The organism is Marinihelvus fidelis, assembly GCF_008725655.1.
In the GTDB taxonomy this organism is placed as follows: Bacteria; Pseudomonadota; Gammaproteobacteria; order Xanthomonadales; family SZUA-36; genus Marinihelvus; species Marinihelvus fidelis.
Map to the genome: position 1 here is coordinate 181640 of NZ_VYXP01000001.1, position 22126 is coordinate 203765.

The window sequence follows — 22126 nt, forward strand, 5'->3', positions numbered from 1 at the left end:
AAAGCCAACGTCATGGGTGCGACATTCTTTTCACTGCCGACCGAGCCGGTAATCCACAATGCGAGTGGCCGGCAGAGTCGTTCCGAGTTTGCCGACCTGCGGGACCTGGCCAACCGGATGGTTCGGTCTGAGACGGGCGCGTTCAGTCACGTTCCGGCCGGGTACACCTATCTAGGACAGTTCGTGTCACACGATATTGTGCCCGAGACCAACCCCACGCCTTCGTCCAGAAAAGTGCAGCCACGGTTGCAACTTGACAGTCTCTACGGCGAAAAAGGGAATCGCCAGTACAGCGCCACCAGTGGCCTGTTCGAGTGCGGCGAGGACAACTGGGACCTCCTGCGAGACAACGGCGTTGCAAGGCTGGTTGAGCAACGAAACGACGAGAACAGGGTCATTGCCCAGTTCCACCGGCTCTGGCAGCGGGTTCATAACCAGTTGATCGTGCGTGCCTGCGCCACAAGCGGCGAAGAGGCTCGCGAGCTGACCGTTCTGCTCTTTCAACTGGTCGTTTTTGAAGACTACCTGAGCCGAATCCTGGACCGCCTGGTATACCGCGTCTATTACGAGAACCCGGGGCGGTACCTCTACCTGGATGAAGACAGTATTCCACCTGAATTCTCCCATGCCGCGTTTCGGTTTGGGCACAGCATGATTCGATCCCGCTATCGGTTGAATGATGGCGTCCAGCCGCATGGTCCACAGCATCATGGGCTGGACGAACTGTTCGCAGAGAATCAATCCATTCCTTCCGAGTACGCCATTGGCTGGGAACATTTTTTTGAATGGAACGCCACGCCCCAGGCGGCCAACCGGATCAACACGGCCATTACCCCGGGAATGGGTGCGGTGTCAGTCGATATTGCTCACCGGAACCTGGTTGCAGCCGACCTCGCAGAGGTGCCAACGGGTGTGGAATATTTCAAACGGGTCGGCCGCCTTTCCAGGAATGGCCGACCCGTCCTGGATCAGTTGTGTATTCGCTATATCGGTGACCTGGATGTGCGCTGGCTGAATCGCCGGGTACGGGATCTTCCACTCTGGCCCTACCTGCTGCTTGAAGCAGAGGCCCACCAGTTTGGTGACCGGCTCGGTTCACTTGGCAGCGCAATCGTGGTGGAGACCATCCAGAACACGATCCGCAAAGCCAGTCCATCCATTTTCCAGGGTGGCCGCTACGCGATGGGGGAGGTTCTTGGAAGGATGGGCCGGCTTGGGGACTGGCTGCGGCGTCGCGTGCACCCTGCGTCGACCAACGGACCGGACCATGGTCAGGACCAATGTGGCCAGCGCGTTCACATGGGGCATGTGCTGGACTTTGTATTTCAAACCGGAGAATAAGATGTCAAAACTGGATGATTGGTTGGACAGTGCAGGGAGTGCTTCAGGCGCAACCGCCGTGATAGAGCCGATTTTTATCGCCGAGGTGGCCCGTGCCGATTTGCGTGGTTATCACCCGGAAGAGCTACCCGAAAGGCTGTTCAGACTCGCCAGGGCCAGTGCGGGCAATGATTATGCGGTGGTCCAGGACATCAACAAAGAATGGGATGCCCAGTTCTTGCGGGTACTCAAGTCGCTGAAACTGCGCCTTGTTGAAGACCCGTCGAACGACGATTTTCTGCTTGATGACAACGTGGATGGCGGTGGCGCCCTGTTCACCGGTGGATGGAAGGTCACCGAGTGGAAGGTGTCGCGAGTTCGCAACTCAAAGGGAGACATTCTCCGGTTCACCGACCAGATCAAGTGGGTCGACACCGCTGGACGCATTGCCTTTTCCAGTTACGACTGGAAGCCCTACAGGGGCAACCCGAGCTGAATGATTCGCGTCGCCGCCATCTTCGGGTTGTTTATAGCTTCGCTGGCCAGCGAAGCGTCGGGGCCGGCTGACCTGGACTCTGTCGTGGCCGAGGTTGAAGCGCTGCTGGATGCCGCGCAGCACAACCCCGGTGAGCGGGTCGCGGCACACGCCGCCGCTGAAACGTTGATCGACTCCACCATCCCGCTGGCTATAAAAACGGGAGACAGCGAGGTCCATGCCGAGTTGCTGCGGCTGGAATGGTTAATCCGCTTGCAGGCCGACCGGCTGGACGGCAGCGAGATCATCCTGCGCGAAGCCCTGGATGTACTTGGGCCGGAAGGTGGCGATCCGGCGCTGAGGGCGCACATCAATACCAACCTGGCCTACACACTGGTCCTGGGCGGGGATTTTTCCGCGGCGCTGCGTTACCTGCGTGGAAACGTGGCGTTAAGCCTGGAGGCCGGTGATGAATCGATGCTGGCGAACGACCTTTACATCATCGGGGATGCCTACCTGAAGATGGGCGAGCTTGGCCTGGCCAAGCGCTATTTCGAAGAGTCGATTGCGCCATTCGAGCACGAGCGGGGGCGGGTCTATTTTGAGAACGTGACCAAGCTGGCCACGATCCAGCGCCGGGAGGGGGACCCCGGCGGCGCGCTGACAACACACAAGGCGGTGCTGGCGTTCTTCCGGCAGGCCGGCGCCTATCGGGCCATCCCGGCCGGCATCGAGGTCGCACGTGATTACATGGCGTTGGGGCAGGGCGAGCTGGCCGTACCCTTTGCCGTTGAGGCGTTCGATGACCCTCGCGCATTTACCGAGCAACGGATTGACGCTGCATTGGTGTTGCTGGAACTCGCCCGGATTGACGGCAGCGAAGACGATTTCGGTCATTGGTACGCGGTGCTCGATGGCCTGCTGGACGACGATGAAGGTGGCGAGGGCCGTGCCTACAGCCACCCCGTGCGGCGCCTGGCGTTTGCGCAAATCACGATCGATCACCATGCCGCCCGTGGAGACTTGGCAAGCGCCGAGCGCAGTGCCCGGCGGGGCGTCGATGTTTACCAACATGTCTTGCGGGGGCTGGAGGGATCATACGATAGCCAACTGGCCTGGGCCTCGGCGGCGGAACCCTTTGTCTCCAGCTATATCGCCATATTGCTCAACCATGCGCCGGACCAGGTTCTTGATGTCCTGGAGCAGTTGTCGGTTGATGGGCATTTTGCCGCCCGGACAGACGGCACATCCCAAGCTGCGGAATTTTTTGATGACGCGGTGCGGCTTGAAGCCTACCTGGCTGCCGAAAAGGCATTGGTCGACGCCAGCGCCTCGGCCAGCGGGGATGTGACTGCACGGGGCGCGGTGATTGCGGCCGCAAGGTTGTCCCGCGACCTGGCCCGGGAGCGCTACCTGGTGCAGGGCGGGGCAGGCGATCGGCCCCAGACCGCGATGGTAGCCACAACACATGCGCCCGGTGAGATTGACATCCCCGAAGGTGACCTGGTCCTTCGTTACTACGTCAGCAAGAAGGCCAGCCTGGTGGTCATCCGTGACAGGCATTCGGAATCGGTGATGGCCCTGCCGTCGATTGAGCAGGTGAAACGGCTTGTTGATAGCGCCCGGGGCCAGATGAACGTGGCCGGGGCGGACCCCTGGTCGGGTTCGCTGGCCGACCTTTCCGCGGTGCTGCCGATAGAGCTGATCCATTCCGGCCGCTACCGGCGCATCATCCTGGTGACCGGTGATGTCATGCACGGCGTACCGTTTTCTGCCATCAATGTGAATCCCGATATCAGGCCGTACCGGGCACTGGCCGAGCTCGCCCCGGTCTTGCGCGCGCCTTCCATGCGAACGTATTACGGATCAGTGTCCCACCCGATGGAGAACCCGCCGGGTGATGATGTTCGCATCGTTATTTTCGCGGATCCCCAGTTTGACCCGGCATCTGCCGACAATTCCAGCCGGGTGGCTTTCCGCAACTGGTCCGCCTCGCTGGAGCGCCTGCCCTACACGGCCAGGGAGGCCGAGGCGATCTCCGCGGTTTACCCTGAAGACTCGATCGCGACCTATCTTGGCCGCGACGCGACCAGCGACGTGTTGCTGGCCGAAGGCGCCCGACAGGCCGATGTCCTGCATATCGCCACGCATGGATACTTCAATGCCGAAACACCGGACATCGTTGGCATCGCCACGTCATCCATTGACATCAATGGTGATCGCCAGCGTGGGTTCCTGAGCATCACGGAATTGCTCAAGCAACGGTATGAAACCAACCTGGTGGTGATCAGCGGATGCGAAACCATGCTGGGCCGGCAGTACGCCGGCGCGGGTGTCCGCAGCCTGGCCACTGGCATGATGTCACAGGGTGCAGGCGCCGTGATGGCAACGCTTTGGAAGATTCCGGACCGGGCGACGGCAGAGTTCATGCGGGTGTTTTACGTCAGCCTTCTGCGCAGGGATGGCGACGCGGCCCTTGCCCTTAATGACGCGCAGCTTGAGTTGATCCGGAGCGAGGAATGGTATGACCCATCGATCTGGGCGGCCTTCGCGCTGACTTCCACGCATCACGCTGTCGACCGAAATGTGTTTCAGTAGTCGTTGACCTGATAATTAAAAAAACCATGAAGTATGATGAACGGGTTTCGTTTTTCAGGGAGCCCTCATTGGACCAGCCGTCCTCAGCCTCCGCCGCCCTGGTGGAGCGTATCGTGCGAGGGGATCCCGCCGCTGAACGGGAGTTGATCGAGCAACACGAGCGCCCCATCAAGCTGTTGCTGCTGCAGCGTACCCAGGACGCGCAACTGGCGTCCGATATCGCCCAGGACACCTTCATTATCGCCCTGCGTAAACTCCGGGAAGGCGACCTGCATACCCCGGACGCGTTGTGCGGGTTTCTTCGCCAGGTCGCCCTGAATCGCCTGCTGGAACACTTTCGCAAGGAAAAACGTTACTTGCGACAGGACGATGGGATAATTGAGCTGCAGACGCCACATAAAGACCGTAAAGCGGAACGGATAGACCAACATCGCGCAAGGAGGATGCTGGAAGGCGTCATGGCGCAACTTACGCAACCAAGGGATCGCGAGATCCTGCACCGGTTTTACCTCCTGGAGGAGGACAAGGCGGATATCTGCACGGACCTGGAACTGACGGCCGCGCATTTCGATCGCGTGCTTTACCGCGCGCGCCAGAGAATGCGGGAGTTGCTGTGCGAGAACCTCGAGCTCAGGGCGCTGCTGTTTGGAGGCCTGTTTGATGGCTGATCCAGGACACATGAAAGACAAGGTCGACCTGTATGTCGCCGGTGCGCTGTCGGATGAGGAAACTGCCGAATTCGAACTGCAGATGATGTCCAGCACTGAACTCCAGGACGAAGTCGAAGCGGCTCTGGCCCTCAGGGTGGCCGTGGAAAAGGCGCCAGGGGCTGATGGCACATCCGAAGCAATACGCGCCACCGGCCGGTTTTCGGCGCCAATGGCGCGCTACGCGACCGCGGCCAGCGTGCTGCTGGCCATTGTCAGCGTGGCGTTGTTCTGGCGCTCAAATTCAGAAGTCAGAACGCTCCGGGAAATGCTGGACACCACCGGCGCACCCTATTCAAGCGTGGTCCAGGTAAGACTTGATTCCGGCGCCATGCGGTCCGCCGGTACGCCAGGGAATGTGCGCGTGATCCAGGTCCCACCGCAAGATGGCCTGGTGCTGTTTAGCCTGGATGTCCCGTTGGAACTGGCGGCGTCGCCAGCCGTTGACCTGGAACTGGCGTTTTCGTCAGGACACCCCTCACTGGACTTGGCCGCAACACCTCAACCCAACGGTAAGGTGCTGGTTGCGATCCCGGCCCGTTCGGTGCCCACCGGCAGGGCGACTTTGTTGTTGCGTTCCACGAACGGCACCGATGCAGTCAGCAATGCCATTGACCTCGAGTTTCGCAGAACGCCCCACTGATTTTTTTCACCGGGTGAGAGATTTTTCAAACTGGTCACACTGGTTGTTTGCTGGTGGACTTCAGTCTTCATCGTCCCAAGCGCACATTGCCCGTCCTCTTCCGCTTTTGGTCGTGGCGATGCTGTCATTGAGCTGATTCCAGCCAGCCCTTCGAGGGGGATGCGCGGCGGCCTTCGGGCCGCCGCTTTTTTTGTGCCCGGGTTTCGACGCGGGCGATGATTCGTGGCAGGATTCGTCGATCGAACCCAACACACGGATTCCCAACCATGACGTATCACTCCACGCGCTTGCTGCTGATCAGTGGCTTGACTCTTGTCGCTTTAACCGCCTGCCAGAAGGATGCCGCCGAGACGGAATCCGCCGGCGCGTCCAGTAACACGGCGGAACTGGCACCGGCCACCGAGGTGGTGGAAACCGCACCGGCGCCCTCGGAAACCGAGCGCCTGAACGCCTGGTTCGATGAACGTTACGAGGAGCAGCTACAACGCAGCCCGTTCATGCTGACCTTCCTGGGCCGCAAGGAACGTTACGACGAGCTCGACGACTACAGCATCGAGGCCGTCCAGGACGAGGTCGCCTGGCTGCAGGGCACGGTAGAGGAACTGGGTGCCAACTTCGATTACGACGCCCTGTCGCCGCTGGCGCAGGAGTCCTGGGACCTTTGGGTCTTCCAGGCGGAAGCCGCGGCGCAGGATCTCCGGTTCTTCTACCAGGACTACCTGTTCGGCGAACTGGGCGGCCCCGAGGACCAGCTGCCGACGTTCCTGATCAATTTCCACAAGGTCGACACCGAGGCGGACATGCGCGCCTACATCCAGCGGCTCCGCGAGGGCGGCCGGGCCATGGGCCAGGTGCTGGAGATTGGCCAGGCGTCTGCCGGAATGGGCGTTCGTCCGCCGAAGTTTGCCTTCGAGGTTGCGCTGAAACGGGCGTCCAACGTGGTGGACGGCGGGCCGTTCAGCGGTGAGGAAGATTCCCCGGTCCTGGCCGACGCGCGTCGCAAGATCGACAGCCTGGCCAGCGCGGGCGAGATCGACGCACCGACTGCCGATGCCTTGATGCTGGAGGTCGAGAACGCCATGAACGAGGCCTTCGGCCCGGCCTACACGGCCTACATTGAATGGCTGCAGGCGGAAATGGCCAACGCCGACGAAGTCGCTCGCGGCGTGGCCGCGCTGCCGGACGGCGTGGACTACTACAACCACCAGTTGTCGGTGTACACCACCCTGGACATGACCGCGGACGAGGTCCACGAACTGGGCCTGTCCGAAGTGGCGCGCATCAAGGGCGAGATGGAAGCCATTCGCGAGCAGGTTGGCTTCGAGGGTGACCTGGAGGCCTTCTTCGAATTCATCCGCACCGATCCGCGTTTCTACTACCCCAACACGGATGAAGGCCGCGAAGCCTATCTCGGAGACACCCGCGCCTACCTGGCGGAAATCGACCAGAAGCTGCCCGAGTGGTTTGGCCTGCTGCCGAAGGCGGGGCTGGAAGTGAAGCGCGTGGAAGCCTTCCGCGAGGTCGATGGCGGCGCGCAGCATTACATGCCGGGCACGCCGGACGGCAGCCGCCCGGGTGTTTATTACGTGCACATGTCCGACATGAGCGCGTACTCGAAGACCGACATGGAGACGGTGGCCTACCACGAGGCCTCGCCGGGTCATCACATGCAGGTCTCCATCGCGCTGGAACTGGAGGGCGTGCCGCAGTTCCGCACGCAGGCCCGCTTCTCGGTCTATTCCGAGGGCTGGGCGCTGTACGCCGAGGCGCTGTCCAAGGAGATGGGCCAGTTCAAGGATCCGTACATGGATTTCGGCCGCCTGACAGCGGAGATGTGGCGCGCCATCCGCCTGGTGGTCGACACCGGCCTGCACGCCAAGGGCTGGAGCCAGGAGCAGGCCGTGCAGTTCTTCTTCGACAATTCCGCCATTCCCGAAGGCGCCGTGCGTTCCGAGGTCCGCCGTTACCTGACCATGCCCGGCCAGGCGGTGTCCTACAAGATCGGCATGCTGAAGATCCAGGAACTGCGCGCGATGGCCGAAGCAGAGCTGGGTGACGCTTTCGACATCCGCGGCTTCCACGACACCGTGCTGGGCGGCGGCGCGCTGCCGATGCCGTTACTGGAAGCGCGGGTGCAGCGCTGGGTCGACAGCCAGGGCGGCTGATTCGAACGATGGGGTCAGAGTAAGTGCTCTGACCCCATCGCTATTTGGGTGTCAGTATTTGGCTGTCCCGTGAGTTAGAGAGGTGGCAAGACACCGATCACACTCACTCACGGGAGACCCATATGCACGCTCAAGGCCCACGGATTGTGTCCATCTGCGCCAGCCTGATGCTGGCCGCTGCCTGCAGTTCCTCGACCGCCGACCCGGCCCCCGCCAGCGATCACGCGGTGACCATCGACGAGTCGCAGCCGTTTCCATCGATCATGTACAGCGACATCCTCAAGTCGATGTCGGACCAGGTGTTCTGGGAGAAAGGCCAGCTGCGCTTCTTCGAACGTGTTCGCATGACGTTTCTGCCGGATTTCCAGGACCCGCAGCACATCGCCCCCTATAACAAGGACACGGGCGCATTCCTGGTGTCCCAACTGGCGAACAAGGGCGGCGAGGTGGTCAGCACCGTCTACTGGGAGGCGCGCAAGGACAGCTTTCCCTACTGGACAGCATCGGCGGTGAACAACAGTGACCCGGCGCCGTTGGCCGAGGGCGGGTACACCCTGACATGGTCGATCGATGGCGCCCCGTTCTGGTCACTGCCATTTGTCGTTGAGGGCGCGGCTGCGGCCAGCGCTTACGACCAGCCGAACCTGTACCTGGAAGGGCCCTGGAACGACTGGGCGTACATCTACGTGCCCAATGGCAACCTGTCCCAGGCGCCGACCTTCAACCTGTTCATCCGCGACCGCGACGCCAGCCCGGGCTTATGGACCGACCTGCACGTGACCGTGGGTGTTGAGCGTGATGGCGAGTTGATTGGCCAGTACAACATGGAACCCGGCGCGGCCACCCACGCGACCATCCAGGCCAAGCCCTGGTGGGTAGCGCAGGAGCTGGCGCTGCGCCGTGCCGACGGCAGCGGCTTTTTGCCGGCGAGTGAGATTGTCGCGCCCGGCAAGTACGAGGTCACCGTGACCATCGATGGCGAGGAATACGCGAGTTACCGCTACACGGCCGATGGTGCGATTCCGTTTACCGGGCGACAGGACCGCGAGTCCGCCGATCCAATGAACTACCTGGAAGGCGCGCAGGACCGGTTTTACCTGGAGCGGCGCTAGACCGCTATTCTGCCCCCATCACCGCGGGCAGGTCCGTAAATGGCAGGATGCCGACCGCCTGGTAGATCTCCGTGGGGTAGTAGACGGTGCCGTCGGCCATGACCATGGAAATGGTCTTGATGGCCTTCAGGTCGTCCAGCGGGTTGCCGGGCACCAGGAAGAAGTCGGCCAGCTTGCCGGCTTCGATGGCGCCCAGGTCGTCACCCTGGCCGGTGTATTCGGCCATGTCCAGGGTGGCCCGGCGAAGAATCTCTCCCGCCGAGAACCCGGCCTGCTGGTAGATCTCCATCTCGCGGTGCTGGTTGAAGGCGCCGCCCATGTCGGTACCGAAGACAATGAACACGCCCGCCTCGCGCATCATGCGGATGGTGCCCAGGATCCTGTCGTAAGCGGCGCGGTAGGCGGCATCGTCTTCCGGCGTCGAGATGTCGGCCCAGGCCACGCGCGCCTGGCGCTGTACACCCACGGGCATGTGGTCGATGTAGTCACGCACACCGGCGCGGGTCTCGCCATTGCGGCCCAGCAGCAGGGCTTCATGAATCGCCATGGTGGGGTCTACGGCGACATCATGCTCCACCATCAGGTCGATGGTGTGCTGGACTTCACCGGCGTCCAAGTCGAGGTCCTGCAGCCGCTTCAGGGCGGTCAGCCGCAGCAGCGTGCGCGTATCCTCGTCCGATTCAAGCACGTAGCCCAGCATGACCTGGTTGATATGGGTGAGTTCGTCGTAACCGGCTTCGATCATTGCATTGGCACGGTCGAAGGCGGGCACGTGCCCCGCAACCCGCAGGCCACGCTCGTGGGCCCGTTCGACCATGGCCGGCACCCATTCACCGCGCATGGAATTGTAGATCTTGATCTGCCAGAAGCCGCGGTCGGCGTACCAGTCGACGGCGTCCAGGGCTTCTTGCTGGTTGCCTACCAGCATGCCGTTGTTATTGTTGAACTCGCTGCGGCCCTCGATCATGCCCGAACGAACGATTCGCGGCCCGGCCACCACGCCGGAGCTGATTTTCTCGATCAGTTCGTCGAGCACGTCATTGCGGTTTCCCATGTCGCGAATGGAGGTGACGCCCGCGGCGATATTGAGCAACGCGTCGTCCTGGCCGACGTGGCCATGCATGTCCCAGAGGCCCGGCAGCAGGGTGCCGCCGCTGCCCTCGATGACCACCTCGTCGCCGGCGGTCACGGTGCCGGCATCAACCACGGCAACAACCCGGTTGCCTTTGACCACGACGTCCTTTAAACCCGACAGCTGCATCTCGCGGGGGTCAAACACGTGAACATTGGCGACCCGGACGGGCTTGCCGTAATCGTGCTTCACCCGTGCCTGGATGTCCGCGTAGTGCTGCGCGGCCAGGTTGGCGGCGAGTTCATTGAGGGCGGTTTCGTTGCCTTCGAAGCCTTCACGAATGACCACGAAGCGTGGTGAGAAGTAACCGAAAAACGCCTGTTCGTCATCCAGCAAGAAATAGGCGGGGTCGAGCTCGGTGCCGGACAGTGCGTAGGCCATGACCTGGGTTTCGCCGCTGTCACCGGCCACGCTCACGGGTTGCAGTTCCGTCAGCCGCAGTTCGCCGCCGGGCAGGGCCGGAAGGCTCATGTCCAGGTCTTTCAGCAGTGCATTGGCGTAAATCCAAAGGGCGAAGGGCGATCCCTCCTGGGCCACATATAGTGTCGGCTCTCCAGGCGCCTGCTCGGTGCTGCCGGTGGAGTCGGTCCACCGCGCTACGCCGTCCTCGAGCGCGAAGCGTTCCGCTACCTGGTTGCCGAAGGTCGTGTGGCCGTCGATATGCCACGTGGTGGGCAGGCCGGCCTCATCGATCGTGATCGATTCTTCCTTCGTCGGCCCGCGGCCATTGTTGCGGTACTCGTAGTCGACCTCGTACTGGTTTCCGTCGCGCTCAACGGTGACCTGGCCGATCACCACGCCACTGACCAGGACGTTCCAGCGGTCGGTTTCGGCTGCGCCTGCCGCGCCCGAGACCAGCATCCAGGCGACAAGGGTGGCGCTGAACGTGACCCGTCGGCGAAGGTTGGCGTTGTACTTGTTCTTGTTCACGGTTCGGTCTCCGGTTAAGGATTGGAAACAGTTGGGGTCACCATGTCGACACGATCTTCGACCCAGGGGAGTATGGCGTGAGCCCAGCGTTGGTAGCCTTCGGGCGAGAGGTGCAGAAAGTCCGGCATGATCTCGGCGGAAATGCTGCCGTCGTCTTCCAGGAACACACCCCCGATGTCCATGTAGGTCACCCGCGGTCGCTCATCCAGCGGGCGGATACCCTGGTTGATGGTGCTGACCCTGGCTCGCTGGGGGTCATCCGCGGACTCGCCGGCGGGAAATACGCCCAGCAGCAGGATGTCGGCATTCGGGAAATCGGACTCCAGCCGGTCCACGACGGCGATGACGCCTTCGGCGATGGTCTCCGGCGGGTCCTGGGTGAACCAGTTGTTGTTGATGCCGATCAGCAGCACCACGGCCTTCGGGTCCAGTTGCCCCGCCGCGCCATTGTCGAGCCGCCACAGCAGGTTGCCGGTGATGTCGCCGCCGATGCCAAAATCCACTGCGCCGCGTGGCAGGAAATGCGCCTGCCAGGGCTCAATGCCGGCGTGCTCCCAGGCCTCCGTAATGGAGTCACCGATAAACACCAGCGGCGACGTGCCTTGCTCGGCCAGCGCCACGTCCTCGGCGTGCATCTCGAACCATCGCGCCAGCGACATCCACTCATAGCTGACTTCACGCGGCGCCGGGGTCAGTGACAACGGCGCCGCCATGGCCGTGGCAGAGAGCGCCAGGCAGGCGGTCGCAAGGATTTGGGCGGCACGGGAACAACGGGATTCTTGAGAGGGCATGGGCGGCTCCTGTTCGACAATGGAATTCTACACGGCGGCAAGCACCATGCACGCCGGCGTGCGGCGCCAGCGCGCTGGACAGCGCGGGTGAAGCGGGTATATTTCGATGTCGCCAAACGTGCAGCGCCACGGTGCCTGGAATCACCGCGTTGTCCACCCATCCGAGAGAACGACCCATGAGTGCCAATACCGAAAGCCTTTACCAAGACCACGTGCTAGGCAACTACGGCATGCCGCCGTTGACCTTCGTGCGCGGCGAGGGCACGCGGCTGTGGGACGATGGCGGCCGCAGCTACCTGGATTTCTGTGCGGGCATTGCGGTCGTAACGATGGGGCATTCGCACCCGAAGGTGGTGAGCGCCATCCAGGCCCAGGCGGCCGAGCTGACCCACGTGAGCAACTTGTTCCGCAATGAACAGCAGGCGGCGTTGGCGGCGAAACTCAACGGCCTGGCCGGCGGTGGTGGCAAGGTATTTTTCTGCAACAGCGGCGCCGAGGCCAACGAGACACTGATCAAGCTGTCACGGCTGTTTGGCCGCGCGAAAGCAGGCGAGGAAGGGCGCTGCTACCAGGTGATCGTCGCCGCGCAGGCATTTCATGGCCGCACCTTCGGCGGCATGAGCGCGACGCCGCAGGAGAAGATCCAGGGCGGGTTCCGGCCGCTGGTGCCTGGTTTCGTGACCGCGGCGTTCAATGACCTGGACAGTTTCCGCACCGCCATTACTGATGACACCGCGGCGATCCTGGTCGAGACCATCCAGGGCGAAGGCGGCATCCGTCCGGCCGACGCGGATTTCCTCCGCGGCCTGCGCGCGTTGTGTGACGAGAAAGGCATCCTGCTGCTCGTTGACGAGGTGCAATGTGGCGTGGGGCGCACGGGTACGTTTTTCGCCTATGAGCAGGCGGGCATCCGCCCGGACGCAATCGGCATGGCCAAGGGGCTGGGTAATGGCTCGCCCATCGGCGCGGTGTGGATCGACGACCGCCATGCGGGCCTGTTCACGCCGGGCTCGCACGGCACCACGTTTGGCGGCACGCCACTGGTCTGCGCCGCGGCGCTGGCCACGCTGGAGGCCATGGAAGAAGAAGCCGTGCTGGACAACGTGGCGACCAATGGTGCCTATGTGATGGAGCAGCTACAGGCACTGAAGGCCAAGTTCCCTGACTATATCGTCCAGGTTCGCGGGCGTGGTTTCATGATCGGCATCCAGGTCGCTGAGCCGCCGGGCGACCTGGTCGCCCTGCTGCGTGAGAAGGGGCTGATCGTGCCTTCGGCCGGCGGCAACGTGGTGCGATTCCTGCCGCCGCTGGTTGCAACGCGCGACGACTTCGACGAGGCGCTGGCCATCTTGGCCGAGGGTGTGCGCGAACGCGCGGCCGCCGCCGAAAAATAAAATCCACGCCCGGCGTCGCCGGGCGTGGAAACGTGGCGGGCTGTGGAGAGGGGGCCGCCAGGGTTCTCAAACGGTGGGGCAGGTGTGTCAAATCGAATCGATCCACTCATCGACCTCGCGCTCGGCGGCGTCGCGTGACTTGCCGTAACGCTCCTGGATCTTGCCGGCGAGCTGCTCGCGGCGACCCTCGACCTGGTCCCAGTCGTCGTCGGTGAGCTTGCCCCACTGATTGCGGGCCTTGCCCTTGAATTGCTTCCAGTTGCCTTCGATGGTGTCCCAGTTCATGACAGACCTCCTGTGTGATTCGGGTTCACCCGATTAGATGCAATCGGTATGCCAGAAGCGGGCAGGCCATTGGCAATGCGGGTTTCGCGGGGCTGCCGCGCCGCGCCGGGCGTCTTTTTGCGGCAGATTCTTCCCGGTGATGTAATTCTTGCAACGTGCCGCCGGGTGTTCCGTCAACGTCTCCGGGGCAAGGGCGGCGATCGTTCCGGATTGGGGTAAACTGGAGAAATGGCGGTTGGCCTGACAATAGGGGGATTCATCGCTGGCCTGCTGCTGATGGCCGGCAATGACTGGTTTTTGGCGCCCATCGCCGGCGCCGGCCTGGGTTTCCTGCTGGGCCGCCTGCTGGGCCTCGAGAAGCGCATCAAGGAACTGCAGTACGACTTCGAGAAGCTGTGGCGCCAGGTGAACGAGGCCGGCGGTCGTAAGGATGCAGACGCACCGGCCGCCGCCACACCGCCGGAAACGAAGGTACCTACCCAGCCAGCCACGGGGCCTGCCGAAGACGTAAGCCACCTGCCCGTTGATGGGCCGGCCAGGGACTCGGTGCCTGAGCTGGACCCGGAACCCCCAGCACCCGAATCCACCTCAGAACCGGCTGCGACCGATCCCCGCCCGGCAGCCAGGCCGCCCGTATTCACGCCCGAAGCGCCGCCGCCGTATGTCCAGACCTTTTTCAGGCAACTGGGTGGCTGGCTTTCGTCGTGGTTCACCACCGGCAATGTGCCGGTCAAGGTGGGGGTCATCCTGTCCTTTATCGGCGTTGCGTTCTTCCTGAAGTATGCCGTCGACAACGAGCTGTTCAGCCTGCCCATCGAGTTCCGTCTGCTGGCGGTGGCGGCCGGCGGGCTGGCCATGGTGGTGGTGGGTTGGCGGCTGCGACACCGCCTGCGCGTGTATTCGCTCAGCCTGCAGGGCGGCGGCGTGGGCGTCCTGTTCCTGGTCATCTTCGCGGCGTTGCGGATCTGGCAACTGCTGCCGGCGGGTATCGCGTTCGTGCTGCTGGTGGCACTGACCGCATTCACCTGCGCGCTGTCGGTGCTGCAGAAATCGCGGGCGCTGATCGTCCTGGGCGCGGTGGGCGGTTTCCTGGCGCCGGTGCTGGCGTCGACGGGGCAGGGCAGCCACGTCACGCTGTTCAGCTACTACCTGGTCCTGAACCTGCTGATCGTGGCGGTGGCCTGGTTCCAGGCCTGGCGCGCCGTGAACCTGGTTGGCTTCGTGTTCACCTTTGTGATTGGCAGCCTGTGGGGGTACCACTATTACCGGCCGGGGCTGTTTGCCAGTACCGAACCGTTCCTGGTGGCGCACTTTGTGCTCTACCAGGTGATCGCGATTCTCTACGCGCTGCGTCAACCGCCCAGGAAGATCGGCCTGGTCGACGGTACGCTGGTCTTCGGTACGCCGGTGATCGTTTTCGCGCTGCAGGCGGCGCTGGTGAGCGATACCGAGTACGGGCTGGCCATCAGCGCGGCCGTGCTGGCGGTGTTCTACGCGCTGACGGCCACCTGGCTGCACCGCCGCCATGGCGCGGCCCTGCAGGTGCTGCGTGATTCCTTTCTGGCGCTCGCGGTAGCGTTTGCGACCATTGCCATTCCGCTGGCGCTGGATGCCGGCTGGACGGCCACGGCCTGGGCGCTGGAGGGTGCGGCCCTGATCTGGCTCGCCACGCGCCAGCCACAGCACCTGGCCAACTTTGCCGGCGCGACGCTGATCGTTTTCAGTGGCTGTGCGTTCGTGCTGCACGGCTGGCGTAATGATGTGGGCTGGCCGGTGCTGAACGGCAATGTTCTGAATGGTGCGCTGATCAGCCTGGCGGCGCTGTTCGCGGCAAGGCGGCTGGAGCACTTCAGGTTGCCGCCCGTGGGCAGGCTCTATGGCGTCATGGCCTGGGGCCTGTTCGCTTGGGGTGTGCTGTGGTGGCTGGGTACCGGGGTCGCGGAAATCGACGACCGCGTAGGCCGGGACCTGCAGATGGCAGCCGTGGTGCTGTTCCTTTCCGCCACCGTAGTGGTTTCGGCCTGGTATGGGCAGAATCGGGACTGGGCCATGGCGCGCGGCCTGGCGCTGCTGTTCCTGCCGGCGCTGGCCTTGCTGGCCCTGCATGGCACCGATCAATACGGACATTTCCTGGGCGGCCTGGGCTGGCTGGCCTGGCCGGTGGCGTTTGTTGTGCAGGCCTGGCTGGTCCGTTCGATGGACCGGCAGGGCCATCGGTCGGCCCGGACCTGGCATGTCGGGACGGTTATCCTGCTGACCCTGATGGTGGCCGTTGAGCTGGGATACCAGGTGGGCGAGTGGGTTTCCGGCGCCTGGGATATCGCCGCTGCGAGCGCGGTCCCGGGCATCGCCGCCCTGGTCATCTGGCGGTTTCGCCGCAGTCCGGCCTGGCCGGTTCCTGCGCATCCGCTGGCCTATTTTGCGCTCAGCCTGTGCATGGTGGCGGGGCAGATGCTCTACCTGGGCGTTGTCACCTACACCCTGCCGGGTGACACCGGGCCGCTACCCTACATGCCGGTGCTCAACCCGTTTGACCTGGCGGTACTGTTTGCCGGTGGTGTCGCGCTGTTGTCGCTGGTGGTCATCCGGCGTGATCAGGCTGGGCTTGGAAACACGGGTGCGCCCGCCGTGCTGTCGGCCTACCGGCTCTTGCTGGGCGCCACGTTCCTGGTGTTGACGACACTGGCCTTGCTGCGTGGCGTGCACCACCTGGCCGCCGTGCCATGGGATGCCGACCGGCTATTCGATTCGGTGGTGGCGCAGACCGCGTTGTCCATCTACTGGGGCATGCTGGGCTTCGCCGGCATGGTCCTGGGCGCCCGGCGTGGGCAGCGGGGCCTTTGGCTGGCCGGCGCAGGATTCATGGCACTGGTGGTGCTGAAGCTGTTCCTGGTGGACCTGGGCAATTCCGGCACCATCGAGCGCATCATTTCCTTTATCGGCGTGGGTGTACTGCTGCTGGTGGTCGGCTATTTCGCGCCGGCGCCGCCGCGCGTACCGGAGGACGAATCGTGACCGTGAAACCACTGTTGACCCTGCTGCTGGCCGGGCTCGCGGCCATGCCCGCGCCGGCCGTCGCGCAAGTGCCAGCTCGGGATGACTATGCCTGGCACTTCCCGGTGGAGGTGACGCAGGCCGGTGAATACCAGGTCGTGGATATCCCGCTGGCGGTCTACCGTTCGGCGCATGACGCGAGCCTGCGCGACCTGGGTATCTATAACGGGGTCGGGCAGGCCGTGCCGCGCATCATCGAACGGCCCGGCGACGATGCCGAGGTGCTCGAGTCGCTCACGCCGCTGGGTGTGATCCCGTTGTACGGCGAGGTGGCGGAGTCACAGCGGCGACTGAACGTGCTGATGCAACTGGATGAACCGGGCACCACGCTGCAGTTCCGCTCGGTGGTGCCGGAGCCCACCGAACCGGGGCAGCAATTACAGGCGTTGATCGTCGATCTGCGTGAGCACGAGGAGCGCATCTCGGGCCTGGCGTTCACCTGGTCCGGGGCGGCGGATGGCTTTATCGGCACGGTGATTGTCGAGCAGGGCGACGACCTGGCGGACTGGCGCCCGCTGGCGCGTGGCACGCTGGCCGAACTCGCGTTTGAAGAGGCGCGCATCGAAGAGAACCGGGTTGGCGTGGATGGCCCCATCGGCGATTACCTGCGGGTGACCTGGCGTGACATGCCGGCAGGTTGGCGACCGGCGACCATCACCGCCATTCGCCACGATCGCGGCCCGGCGGCCGAGCGTGACTGGCTTGAACTCGAGCCGCGGGAAGCAGGTGAAGACGGGCGCGAATTCACCTTCGATGCCGGCGGCTACCTGCCGGTCGACCGTCTGGAACTGGTGTTGCCTGGCGGCAACGGCGTGGTCCGTGCGGCCGTTTATGCCCGCGAGGGCAGCGAGGGACCCTGGCGCCACGTCCATGAAGGCGTGTTCTACCGCGTCAACACGTCGGGCACAGTGCTGCAGTCCGGCGCGGGTGCCATCGTGCCCAGCCGCGCAGACCACTGGCGCGTCCGGGTGCTGTCCGGGCAGGTCAACGGTGCGCCAGTCCTGCGCCTGGGCTGGCGGCCCGAGCGCCTGCTGTTCCTGGCCCAGGGTGATGGGCCGTTCACGCTGGCTACCGGTCGCGCGCGGGACCAGGGTGAGCAATTCCCGCAGCAGCGGCTGCTAGGCGATAACGCGCTGTTTTCCATGCTCGGGCAGGCCGGGGAACCGTCCCTGGCCGTGCTGGGCGCACGCCAGGCCGGCGCCGGTGAAATTGCTCTGGCGGCGGAGCCGGACTGGTCCTGGAAGACCGTGCTGGTCTGGATCGGGCTGTTCGCGGCGGTGGGGATTGTGGGGTACCTTGTGCTCTCCTTGTTACGGGAATCCGATGCCACTAAAGTGAGCGATACATAACTCCAGAACACGGCTCAATGCGTCACTCACGATTTACCCTGGCGGGGCTGGTCTTCCTGGCCGGCCTGTTGGCCGGCTGTGCGCGGCAGGACGACGTGGTCGTCCTCAAGCTGGCCCACGCGCTGGATACCCAGCACACGGTGCACCTGGGCATGGTGCACATGGCCGAGCAGCTGCACGCCTATTCCGGCGGAACCATGCGCGTGGATATCTACCCCAGCGCGCAGCTGGGCGCCGAGCGCGACCTGGTCGAACTGGTGCAGATCGGCTCCCTGGCCATGACCAAGGTATCGGCAGCGCCTCTGGAAGCGTTCGTGCCCAGCATGAAGGTGTTCAGCATTCCCTACGTGTTCCGCGATCGCGGGCACTATTTCCGCGCCCTGGATTCGGCCATCGGCCAGGAACTGCTTGATTCGGTGGCCATCGCCCGGCTCAAGGGCATGGGCTACTACGATTCGGGCAGCCGCAGTTTCTACATGGTCGACACACCGGTCGAAACGCCCGCGGACATCGCCGGGGAAAAGATCCGCGTCATGAAAAGCCAGACGGCGGTCGAAATGGTCGCCGCGATGGGCGGCAGCGCCACGCCGATTTCCTGGGGCGAGCTGTACTCCGCACTCCAGCAGGGCGTGGTCGATGGCGCGGAGAACAACCCGCCGTCGTTTTACCTGTCCGGCCACTACGAAGTCTGCAAGTACTATGCGCTGAACGAGCATTCGGCTGTGCCGGATATCCTGCTGATGAGCGAGTACGTCTGGGAGTCGCTGGATGCACAGCAGCAGCAATGGGTTCAGCGTGCGGTCGACGACTCCGTCGCCTACCAGCGCGAGCTGTGGAACACGGCGACCGAAGAAGCGCTGGCCGCCGTCAAGGCCGCCGGCGTGACCGTCACCTACCCGGACAAGGCCCCGTTCATGGCCGCCGTGCAGGGCATGAAAGCGTCCTATGACGGCACCGAGGTCGGGCGCCTGATCGCAGCGCTGGAGGGCGTGGAATGAAGCTGTTGACGCCGTTGGCGGATGGCCTGGAAGCCGTGCTCAAACACGTGCTGGTGGCGCTGATGGTCGCCCTTGTCGGCGCGGTCAGCTGGCAGGTGATTTCCCGTTACGTGTTTTCTGCACCCAGCTCCTGGACCGAGGAAGTCGCACGCTTTCTGCTGATCTGGGTCAGCCTGTTGGGCGCCGCCTATTCGACCCGGCACCGGGCGCACCTGGGCCTGGACCTGCTGGCGCAGAAGGTCACGGGGAAGGCCGAGGCCTGGCTGCATGGATTCACCGCCTTCGTCATCGTGTTGTTCGCACTGGGCGTGCTGGTCGTTGGCGGCGGCAAGCTGGTGGCGCTGACCTGGGAACTGAAACAGACCTCCGCGGTGCTGGGCATACCCGTGGCCATCGTCTACTCGGTGATCCCGTTGACCGGGGCGCTGATCACGTTGTTCGCCCTGAGCCCGGCCAGTGGGGCGACAACCACCGACCCGGTGTTGGGGGGTGAATCATGAGTATTGCCGTGTTGCTGGTGACATTCGCCCTGCTGTTCACGATGGGCGTGCCCATCGCCTTCAGCCTGGGGCTGGCCACGCTGGCGACCATGCTGATGACCATGGGTTTCGACCCGGCGGTCACGACCATCGCCCAGCGCATGGCCGGTGGCATCGACAGCTTTTCCCTGCTCGCCATTCCGCTGTTCGTGCTGTCCGGCCAGCTGATGGCCCAGGGCGGCATCGCCCGGCGCGTGGTGGCCTTTTCGAAGGCGCTGATCGGCGCGGTGCCGGGTGGCCTGGCCTTCGTCAACGTCATTTCCTGCATGATTTTTGGCGCCATTTCCGGTTCCGCGGTGGCCGCGACCTCCGCCATCGGCGGTTTCATGATCCCGGAAATGAACAAGGCGGGTTACGACAAGAATTTCAACGCGGCCGTCACCGCCACGGCTTCGACCACGGGGCTGCTCATTCCGCCCAGCAATATCCTGATCATCTACGCGGTGGCCAGCGGCGGGGTCTCCATCGCGGCGCTGTTCGTGGCGGGCTACCTGCCCGGGTTGCTGGTGGGGCTGGCGCTGATGCTGGTCTGCGGCATCTACGCCAAGCGCAACAATTTCCCGGCGGGTGAGCGGGTATCGCTGGGCGTGGTGGCACGCACGGCGGTTGCCGCGTTCCCCAGCCTGTTCCTGATCGTGCTGGTCATCGGCGGCATCATCGCCGGCATCTTCACCGCCACCGAGGCGGGCGCCATCGCGGTGCTCTACGCCTGGGTGCTGTCGATGTTCATCTACCGGGAGATCGACCTGGCCGACCTGCATGCCCTGGTGCTGAAGTCGGTGGAGACCACCGCCATTGTCATGTTCCTGATCGCGACCTCGATGGCGATGTCGTGGATCCTGGCCTACGAGAACATCCCGGCGCTGGTGGCCAACGCGATGGTCACCATCAGCGACAATCCCATCATCATCCTGTTGCTGATCAACGTGGTCCTGCTACTGGTGGGCATCTTCATGGACATGACGCCGGCGGTGCTGATCTTCACACCCATCTTCCTGCCCGTGGCGGTGGAGCTGGGCATGTCGCCGCTGCATTTTGGCATCATGATGGTGCTCAACCTGTGCATCGGGCTGTGCACGCCGCCGGTCGGGGGCATTCTGTTTGTCGGCTGCGCGATCGCAAAGACCAGTATCGGCCAGATCGTGCGGCCGATGATTCCCATGTTCCTGGCGATGTTCCTGGCCCTGATGATGGTGGCCTACGTGCCGGCCATCAGCGAGGCGCTACCGCGGTTCTTTGGGCTGATCGACTAGCTTGCCGGGTCTCGGGTGAGTTTTCCGGGTTAATCAGTTCGCATTTCGCCGATGTTGGCAGATGCCGTTGATGAAAGTCGCCTGAACGGCACGGTCGTCGCCCATGATCATCTGGATGAACAGGGCATCATGGATGTCTTCGGCAAATTTCATCCGGTAGTCGATGATGGGCGTCGACTTCATGTCCAGCACCACCAGGTCCGCTTCCATGCCTGTTGCGATACTGCCGACCTTGTCTTCGAGGTACATCGCGCGGGCGGTGCCTCGGGTGGCCAGGTAGAACGCGTGGCCGGCCGTCAGCGCCTGTCCGTGCGTTTGCGCGGCCGTGTAAGCGGCGTTGAGCGTTTCGAAAATGGAGAACGACGTGCCGGCGCCGAGATCCGTGCCCAACCCCACCCGGACGGGGCGGCCGTGGTCCATGGCCCGGTAGAGATCAAAGCAACCGCTACCCAGGAAAAAGTTCGACGTCGGGCAATGTGCAATGGCAGACCCGGTGCAATGCATGGCATGGAGTTCGTCATCGGTCAGGTGGATGCAGTGGCCAAACACGGCGCGGGGGCGACACAGTTTGCTGTGGTCGTAGACGTCAAGGTAGCCCGCGTGCCCCGGGAACAGTTCGCTCACCCACTCGATTTCACGGGTGGTTTCGGACAGGTGGGTCTGCATGTAGACGTCCGGAAACGCGTCCCACAACTGTCCGGCGGCGTCCAGTTGCTCCTGGGTGCTGGTCGGCGCGAAACGGGGTGTGATCGCGTACATCAGCCGCCCCCTGCCGTGCCATTTTCGAATCAGGGCCAACGAGTCGTCGTAGCTGCTTTGCGTGGTGTCCAGCAGATCAGGTGGGGCGTTGCGGTTCATCATGACCTTGCCGGCGGCCAGGCGCATGCCAAGGCGTTCGGCGGCCTCGAACAACGCGTCCACTGATTGAGGAAAGACGGTGCCGTATACGCAGCTGGTGGTGATGCCGTTGCGCAGGTTCTCGCGCAGGAAGACATCCGCGACCGACGCGGCGAAGGCCTTGTCGGCAAACTTGCGCTCGGTGGGGAAGGTGTACCGGTTCAGCCAGTCCAGCAGTTGTTCACCAAATGCCGCGATCATCGGTGTTTGCGGGAAATGCACGTGGCTGTCGATAAAGCCGGCCGAGATCAGCGCATCGGGGCCGTAGCTCGTGATCGCCAGGTCCGCCGGCAACTGTGGTTGTACATGACCCGCCGGGCCAAAATGGGTGATGAGGCCGCCACCAAAGGCGACGATGGCGTCCGACTCGTAAACCAGGGTGTCTTCCAGGCCGGCCTGGAAGGGGTCGCCGGTGAACGTCAACGCGGGTCCGCGAATGGCGCTGGTGGGTGTGGGCAGGCTGTCGGTCATGTCGGTTGATGTG

Annotated in this window: 17 protein-coding genes; 13 read left to right on the top strand and 4 right to left on the bottom strand. The window is 63.6% G+C overall.

What is annotated here, in order from left to right:
• Positions 1–12 precede the first annotated feature (12 nt).
• The 7 genes from F3N42_RS00725 to F3N42_RS00755 all read left to right on the top strand — a co-directional run bounded on the left by F3N42_RS00725 (position 13) and on the right by F3N42_RS00755 (position 9020).
• Positions 13–1341 (top strand): peroxidase family protein, encoded by a 1329-nt coding sequence (locus tag F3N42_RS00725; protein ID WP_150862455.1) that lies wholly within the window; start codon positions 13–15, stop codon positions 1339–1341.
• 1 nt (position 1342) lies between these two features.
• Positions 1343–1816 carry a class III extradiol ring-cleavage dioxygenase family protein gene (locus F3N42_RS00730; protein WP_150862456.1) on the top strand — a complete coding sequence of 158 codons (474 nt, stop codon included), beginning with the start codon at positions 1343–1345 and terminating at the stop codon, positions 1814–1816.
• On the top strand, positions 1817–4393 hold the full coding sequence (locus F3N42_RS00735; protein ID WP_150862457.1) for a CHAT domain-containing protein: 2577 nt from the start codon (positions 1817–1819) through the stop codon (positions 4391–4393).
• Between the two features lie 113 nt (positions 4394–4506).
• Positions 4507–5061: an RNA polymerase sigma factor gene (locus F3N42_RS00740; protein ID WP_191621141.1), complete on the top strand. Its 555-nt coding sequence runs from the start codon at positions 4507–4509 to the stop codon at positions 5059–5061.
• The gene (locus F3N42_RS00745; protein WP_150862459.1) at positions 5054–5743 is read left to right on the top strand and encodes a hypothetical protein; all 690 of its coding nucleotides are present in this window, start codon (positions 5054–5056) and stop codon (positions 5741–5743) included. Before F3N42_RS00740 ends, F3N42_RS00745 begins: the two co-directional genes overlap by 8 nt.
• A gap of 266 nt (positions 5744–6009) precedes the next feature.
• Positions 6010–7908 (top strand): DUF885 domain-containing protein, encoded by a 1899-nt coding sequence (locus tag F3N42_RS00750; protein WP_150862460.1) that lies wholly within the window; start codon positions 6010–6012, stop codon positions 7906–7908.
• Positions 7909–8030: 122 nt separating this feature from the next.
• The gene (locus F3N42_RS00755; RefSeq protein WP_150862461.1) at positions 8031–9020 is read left to right on the top strand and encodes a hypothetical protein; all 990 of its coding nucleotides are present in this window, start codon (positions 8031–8033) and stop codon (positions 9018–9020) included.
• Between the two features lie 4 nt (positions 9021–9024).
• Here the strand turns inward: F3N42_RS00755 and F3N42_RS00760 are convergent, their stop codons facing one another.
• Together F3N42_RS00760 and F3N42_RS00765 are read right to left on the bottom strand one after the other, a co-directional pair.
• The gene (locus tag F3N42_RS00760; protein WP_224784608.1) at positions 9025–11082 is read right to left on the bottom strand and encodes an amidohydrolase family protein; all 2058 of its coding nucleotides are present in this window, start codon (positions 11080–11082) and stop codon (positions 9025–9027) included.
• A gap of 14 nt (positions 11083–11096) precedes the next feature.
• Complete coding sequence (locus F3N42_RS00765; RefSeq protein ID WP_224784609.1) at positions 11097–11873, bottom strand: GDSL-type esterase/lipase family protein; 777 nt, start codon at positions 11871–11873, stop codon at positions 11097–11099.
• A gap of 176 nt (positions 11874–12049) precedes the next feature.
• On the opposite strand from F3N42_RS00765, the gene F3N42_RS00770 reads away from it, so the two are divergent.
• Entirely contained in the window at positions 12050–13267 is a 1218-nt protein-coding gene (locus tag F3N42_RS00770) for an aspartate aminotransferase family protein (protein ID WP_150862462.1), read from the top strand.
• Between the two features lie 87 nt (positions 13268–13354).
• Here the strand turns inward: F3N42_RS00770 and F3N42_RS00775 are convergent, their stop codons facing one another.
• Positions 13355–13552: a CsbD family protein gene (locus F3N42_RS00775; RefSeq protein ID WP_150862463.1), complete on the bottom strand. Its 198-nt coding sequence runs from the start codon at positions 13550–13552 to the stop codon at positions 13355–13357.
• Between the two features lie 228 nt (positions 13553–13780).
• Here F3N42_RS00775 and F3N42_RS00780 point away from each other — a divergent pair, with 228 nt between their 5' ends.
• From F3N42_RS00780 to F3N42_RS00800, 5 genes are read left to right on the top strand one after another with little or no spacing between them, the layout of a single operon-like run.
• Positions 13781–16567 carry a DUF2339 domain-containing protein gene (locus F3N42_RS00780; RefSeq protein WP_150862464.1) on the top strand — a complete coding sequence of 929 codons (2787 nt, stop codon included), beginning with the start codon at positions 13781–13783 and terminating at the stop codon, positions 16565–16567.
• Complete coding sequence (locus tag F3N42_RS00785; protein ID WP_150862465.1) at positions 16564–17955, top strand: DUF3999 family protein; 1392 nt, start codon at positions 16564–16566, stop codon at positions 17953–17955. Before F3N42_RS00780 ends, F3N42_RS00785 begins: the two co-directional genes overlap by 4 nt.
• Positions 17956–17972: 17 nt before the next feature.
• Positions 17973–18953 (top strand): TRAP transporter substrate-binding protein, encoded by a 981-nt coding sequence (locus tag F3N42_RS00790; RefSeq protein WP_150862466.1) that lies wholly within the window; start codon positions 17973–17975, stop codon positions 18951–18953.
• Positions 18950–19453, top strand: a complete 504-nt coding sequence (locus tag F3N42_RS00795) for a TRAP transporter small permease (protein WP_150862467.1) — start codon at positions 18950–18952, stop codon at positions 19451–19453. Before F3N42_RS00790 ends, F3N42_RS00795 begins: the two co-directional genes overlap by 4 nt.
• A complete protein-coding gene (locus tag F3N42_RS00800; RefSeq protein WP_150862468.1) occupies positions 19450–20745 on the top strand; it encodes a TRAP transporter large permease in 1296 nt (431 codons plus the stop codon). The genes F3N42_RS00795 and F3N42_RS00800 overlap by 4 nt, the downstream gene beginning before the upstream one ends.
• 33 nt (positions 20746–20778) lie before the next feature.
• Here F3N42_RS00800 and guaD read toward each other — a convergent pair whose 3' ends face one another.
• A complete protein-coding gene (gene guaD, locus F3N42_RS00805) occupies positions 20779–22113 on the bottom strand; it encodes a guanine deaminase (protein WP_150862469.1) in 1335 nt (444 codons plus the stop codon).
• Between the last annotated feature and the right edge of the window lie 13 nt (positions 22114–22126).

What these genes read in the sequence shown, in the direction of transcription:
- F3N42_RS00725 (WP_150862455.1), top strand. Translation starts at nt 13, where the DNA reads ATGGGTGCGACATTCTTTTCACTGCCGACCGAGCCGGTAATCCACAAT.
- F3N42_RS00730 (WP_150862456.1), top strand. Translation starts at nt 1,343, where the DNA reads ATGTCAAAACTGGATGATTGGTTGGACAGTGCAGGGAGTGCTTCAGGC.
- F3N42_RS00735 (WP_150862457.1), top strand. Translation starts at nt 1,817, where the DNA reads ATGATTCGCGTCGCCGCCATCTTCGGGTTGTTTATAGCTTCGCTGGCC.
- F3N42_RS00745 (WP_150862459.1), top strand. Translation starts at nt 5,054, where the DNA reads ATGGCTGATCCAGGACACATGAAAGACAAGGTCGACCTGTATGTCGCC.
- F3N42_RS00750 (WP_150862460.1), top strand. Translation starts at nt 6,010, where the DNA reads ATGACGTATCACTCCACGCGCTTGCTGCTGATCAGTGGCTTGACTCTT.
- F3N42_RS00755 (WP_150862461.1), top strand. Translation starts at nt 8,031, where the DNA reads ATGCACGCTCAAGGCCCACGGATTGTGTCCATCTGCGCCAGCCTGATG.
- F3N42_RS00765 (WP_224784609.1), bottom strand. Translation starts at nt 11,873, where the DNA reads ATGCCCTCTCAAGAATCCCGTTGTTCCCGTGCCGCCCAAATCCTTGCG.
- F3N42_RS00770 (WP_150862462.1), top strand. Translation starts at nt 12,050, where the DNA reads ATGAGTGCCAATACCGAAAGCCTTTACCAAGACCACGTGCTAGGCAAC.
- F3N42_RS00775 (WP_150862463.1), bottom strand. Translation starts at nt 13,552, where the DNA reads ATGAACTGGGACACCATCGAAGGCAACTGGAAGCAATTCAAGGGCAAG.
- F3N42_RS00780 (WP_150862464.1), top strand. Translation starts at nt 13,781, where the DNA reads ATGGCGGTTGGCCTGACAATAGGGGGATTCATCGCTGGCCTGCTGCTG.
- F3N42_RS00790 (WP_150862466.1), top strand. Translation starts at nt 17,973, where the DNA reads ATGCGTCACTCACGATTTACCCTGGCGGGGCTGGTCTTCCTGGCCGGC.
- F3N42_RS00795 (WP_150862467.1), top strand. Translation starts at nt 18,950, where the DNA reads ATGAAGCTGTTGACGCCGTTGGCGGATGGCCTGGAAGCCGTGCTCAAA.
- F3N42_RS00800 (WP_150862468.1), top strand. Translation starts at nt 19,450, where the DNA reads ATGAGTATTGCCGTGTTGCTGGTGACATTCGCCCTGCTGTTCACGATG.
- guaD (WP_150862469.1), bottom strand. Translation starts at nt 22,113, where the DNA reads ATGACCGACAGCCTGCCCACACCCACCAGCGCCATTCGCGGACCCGCG.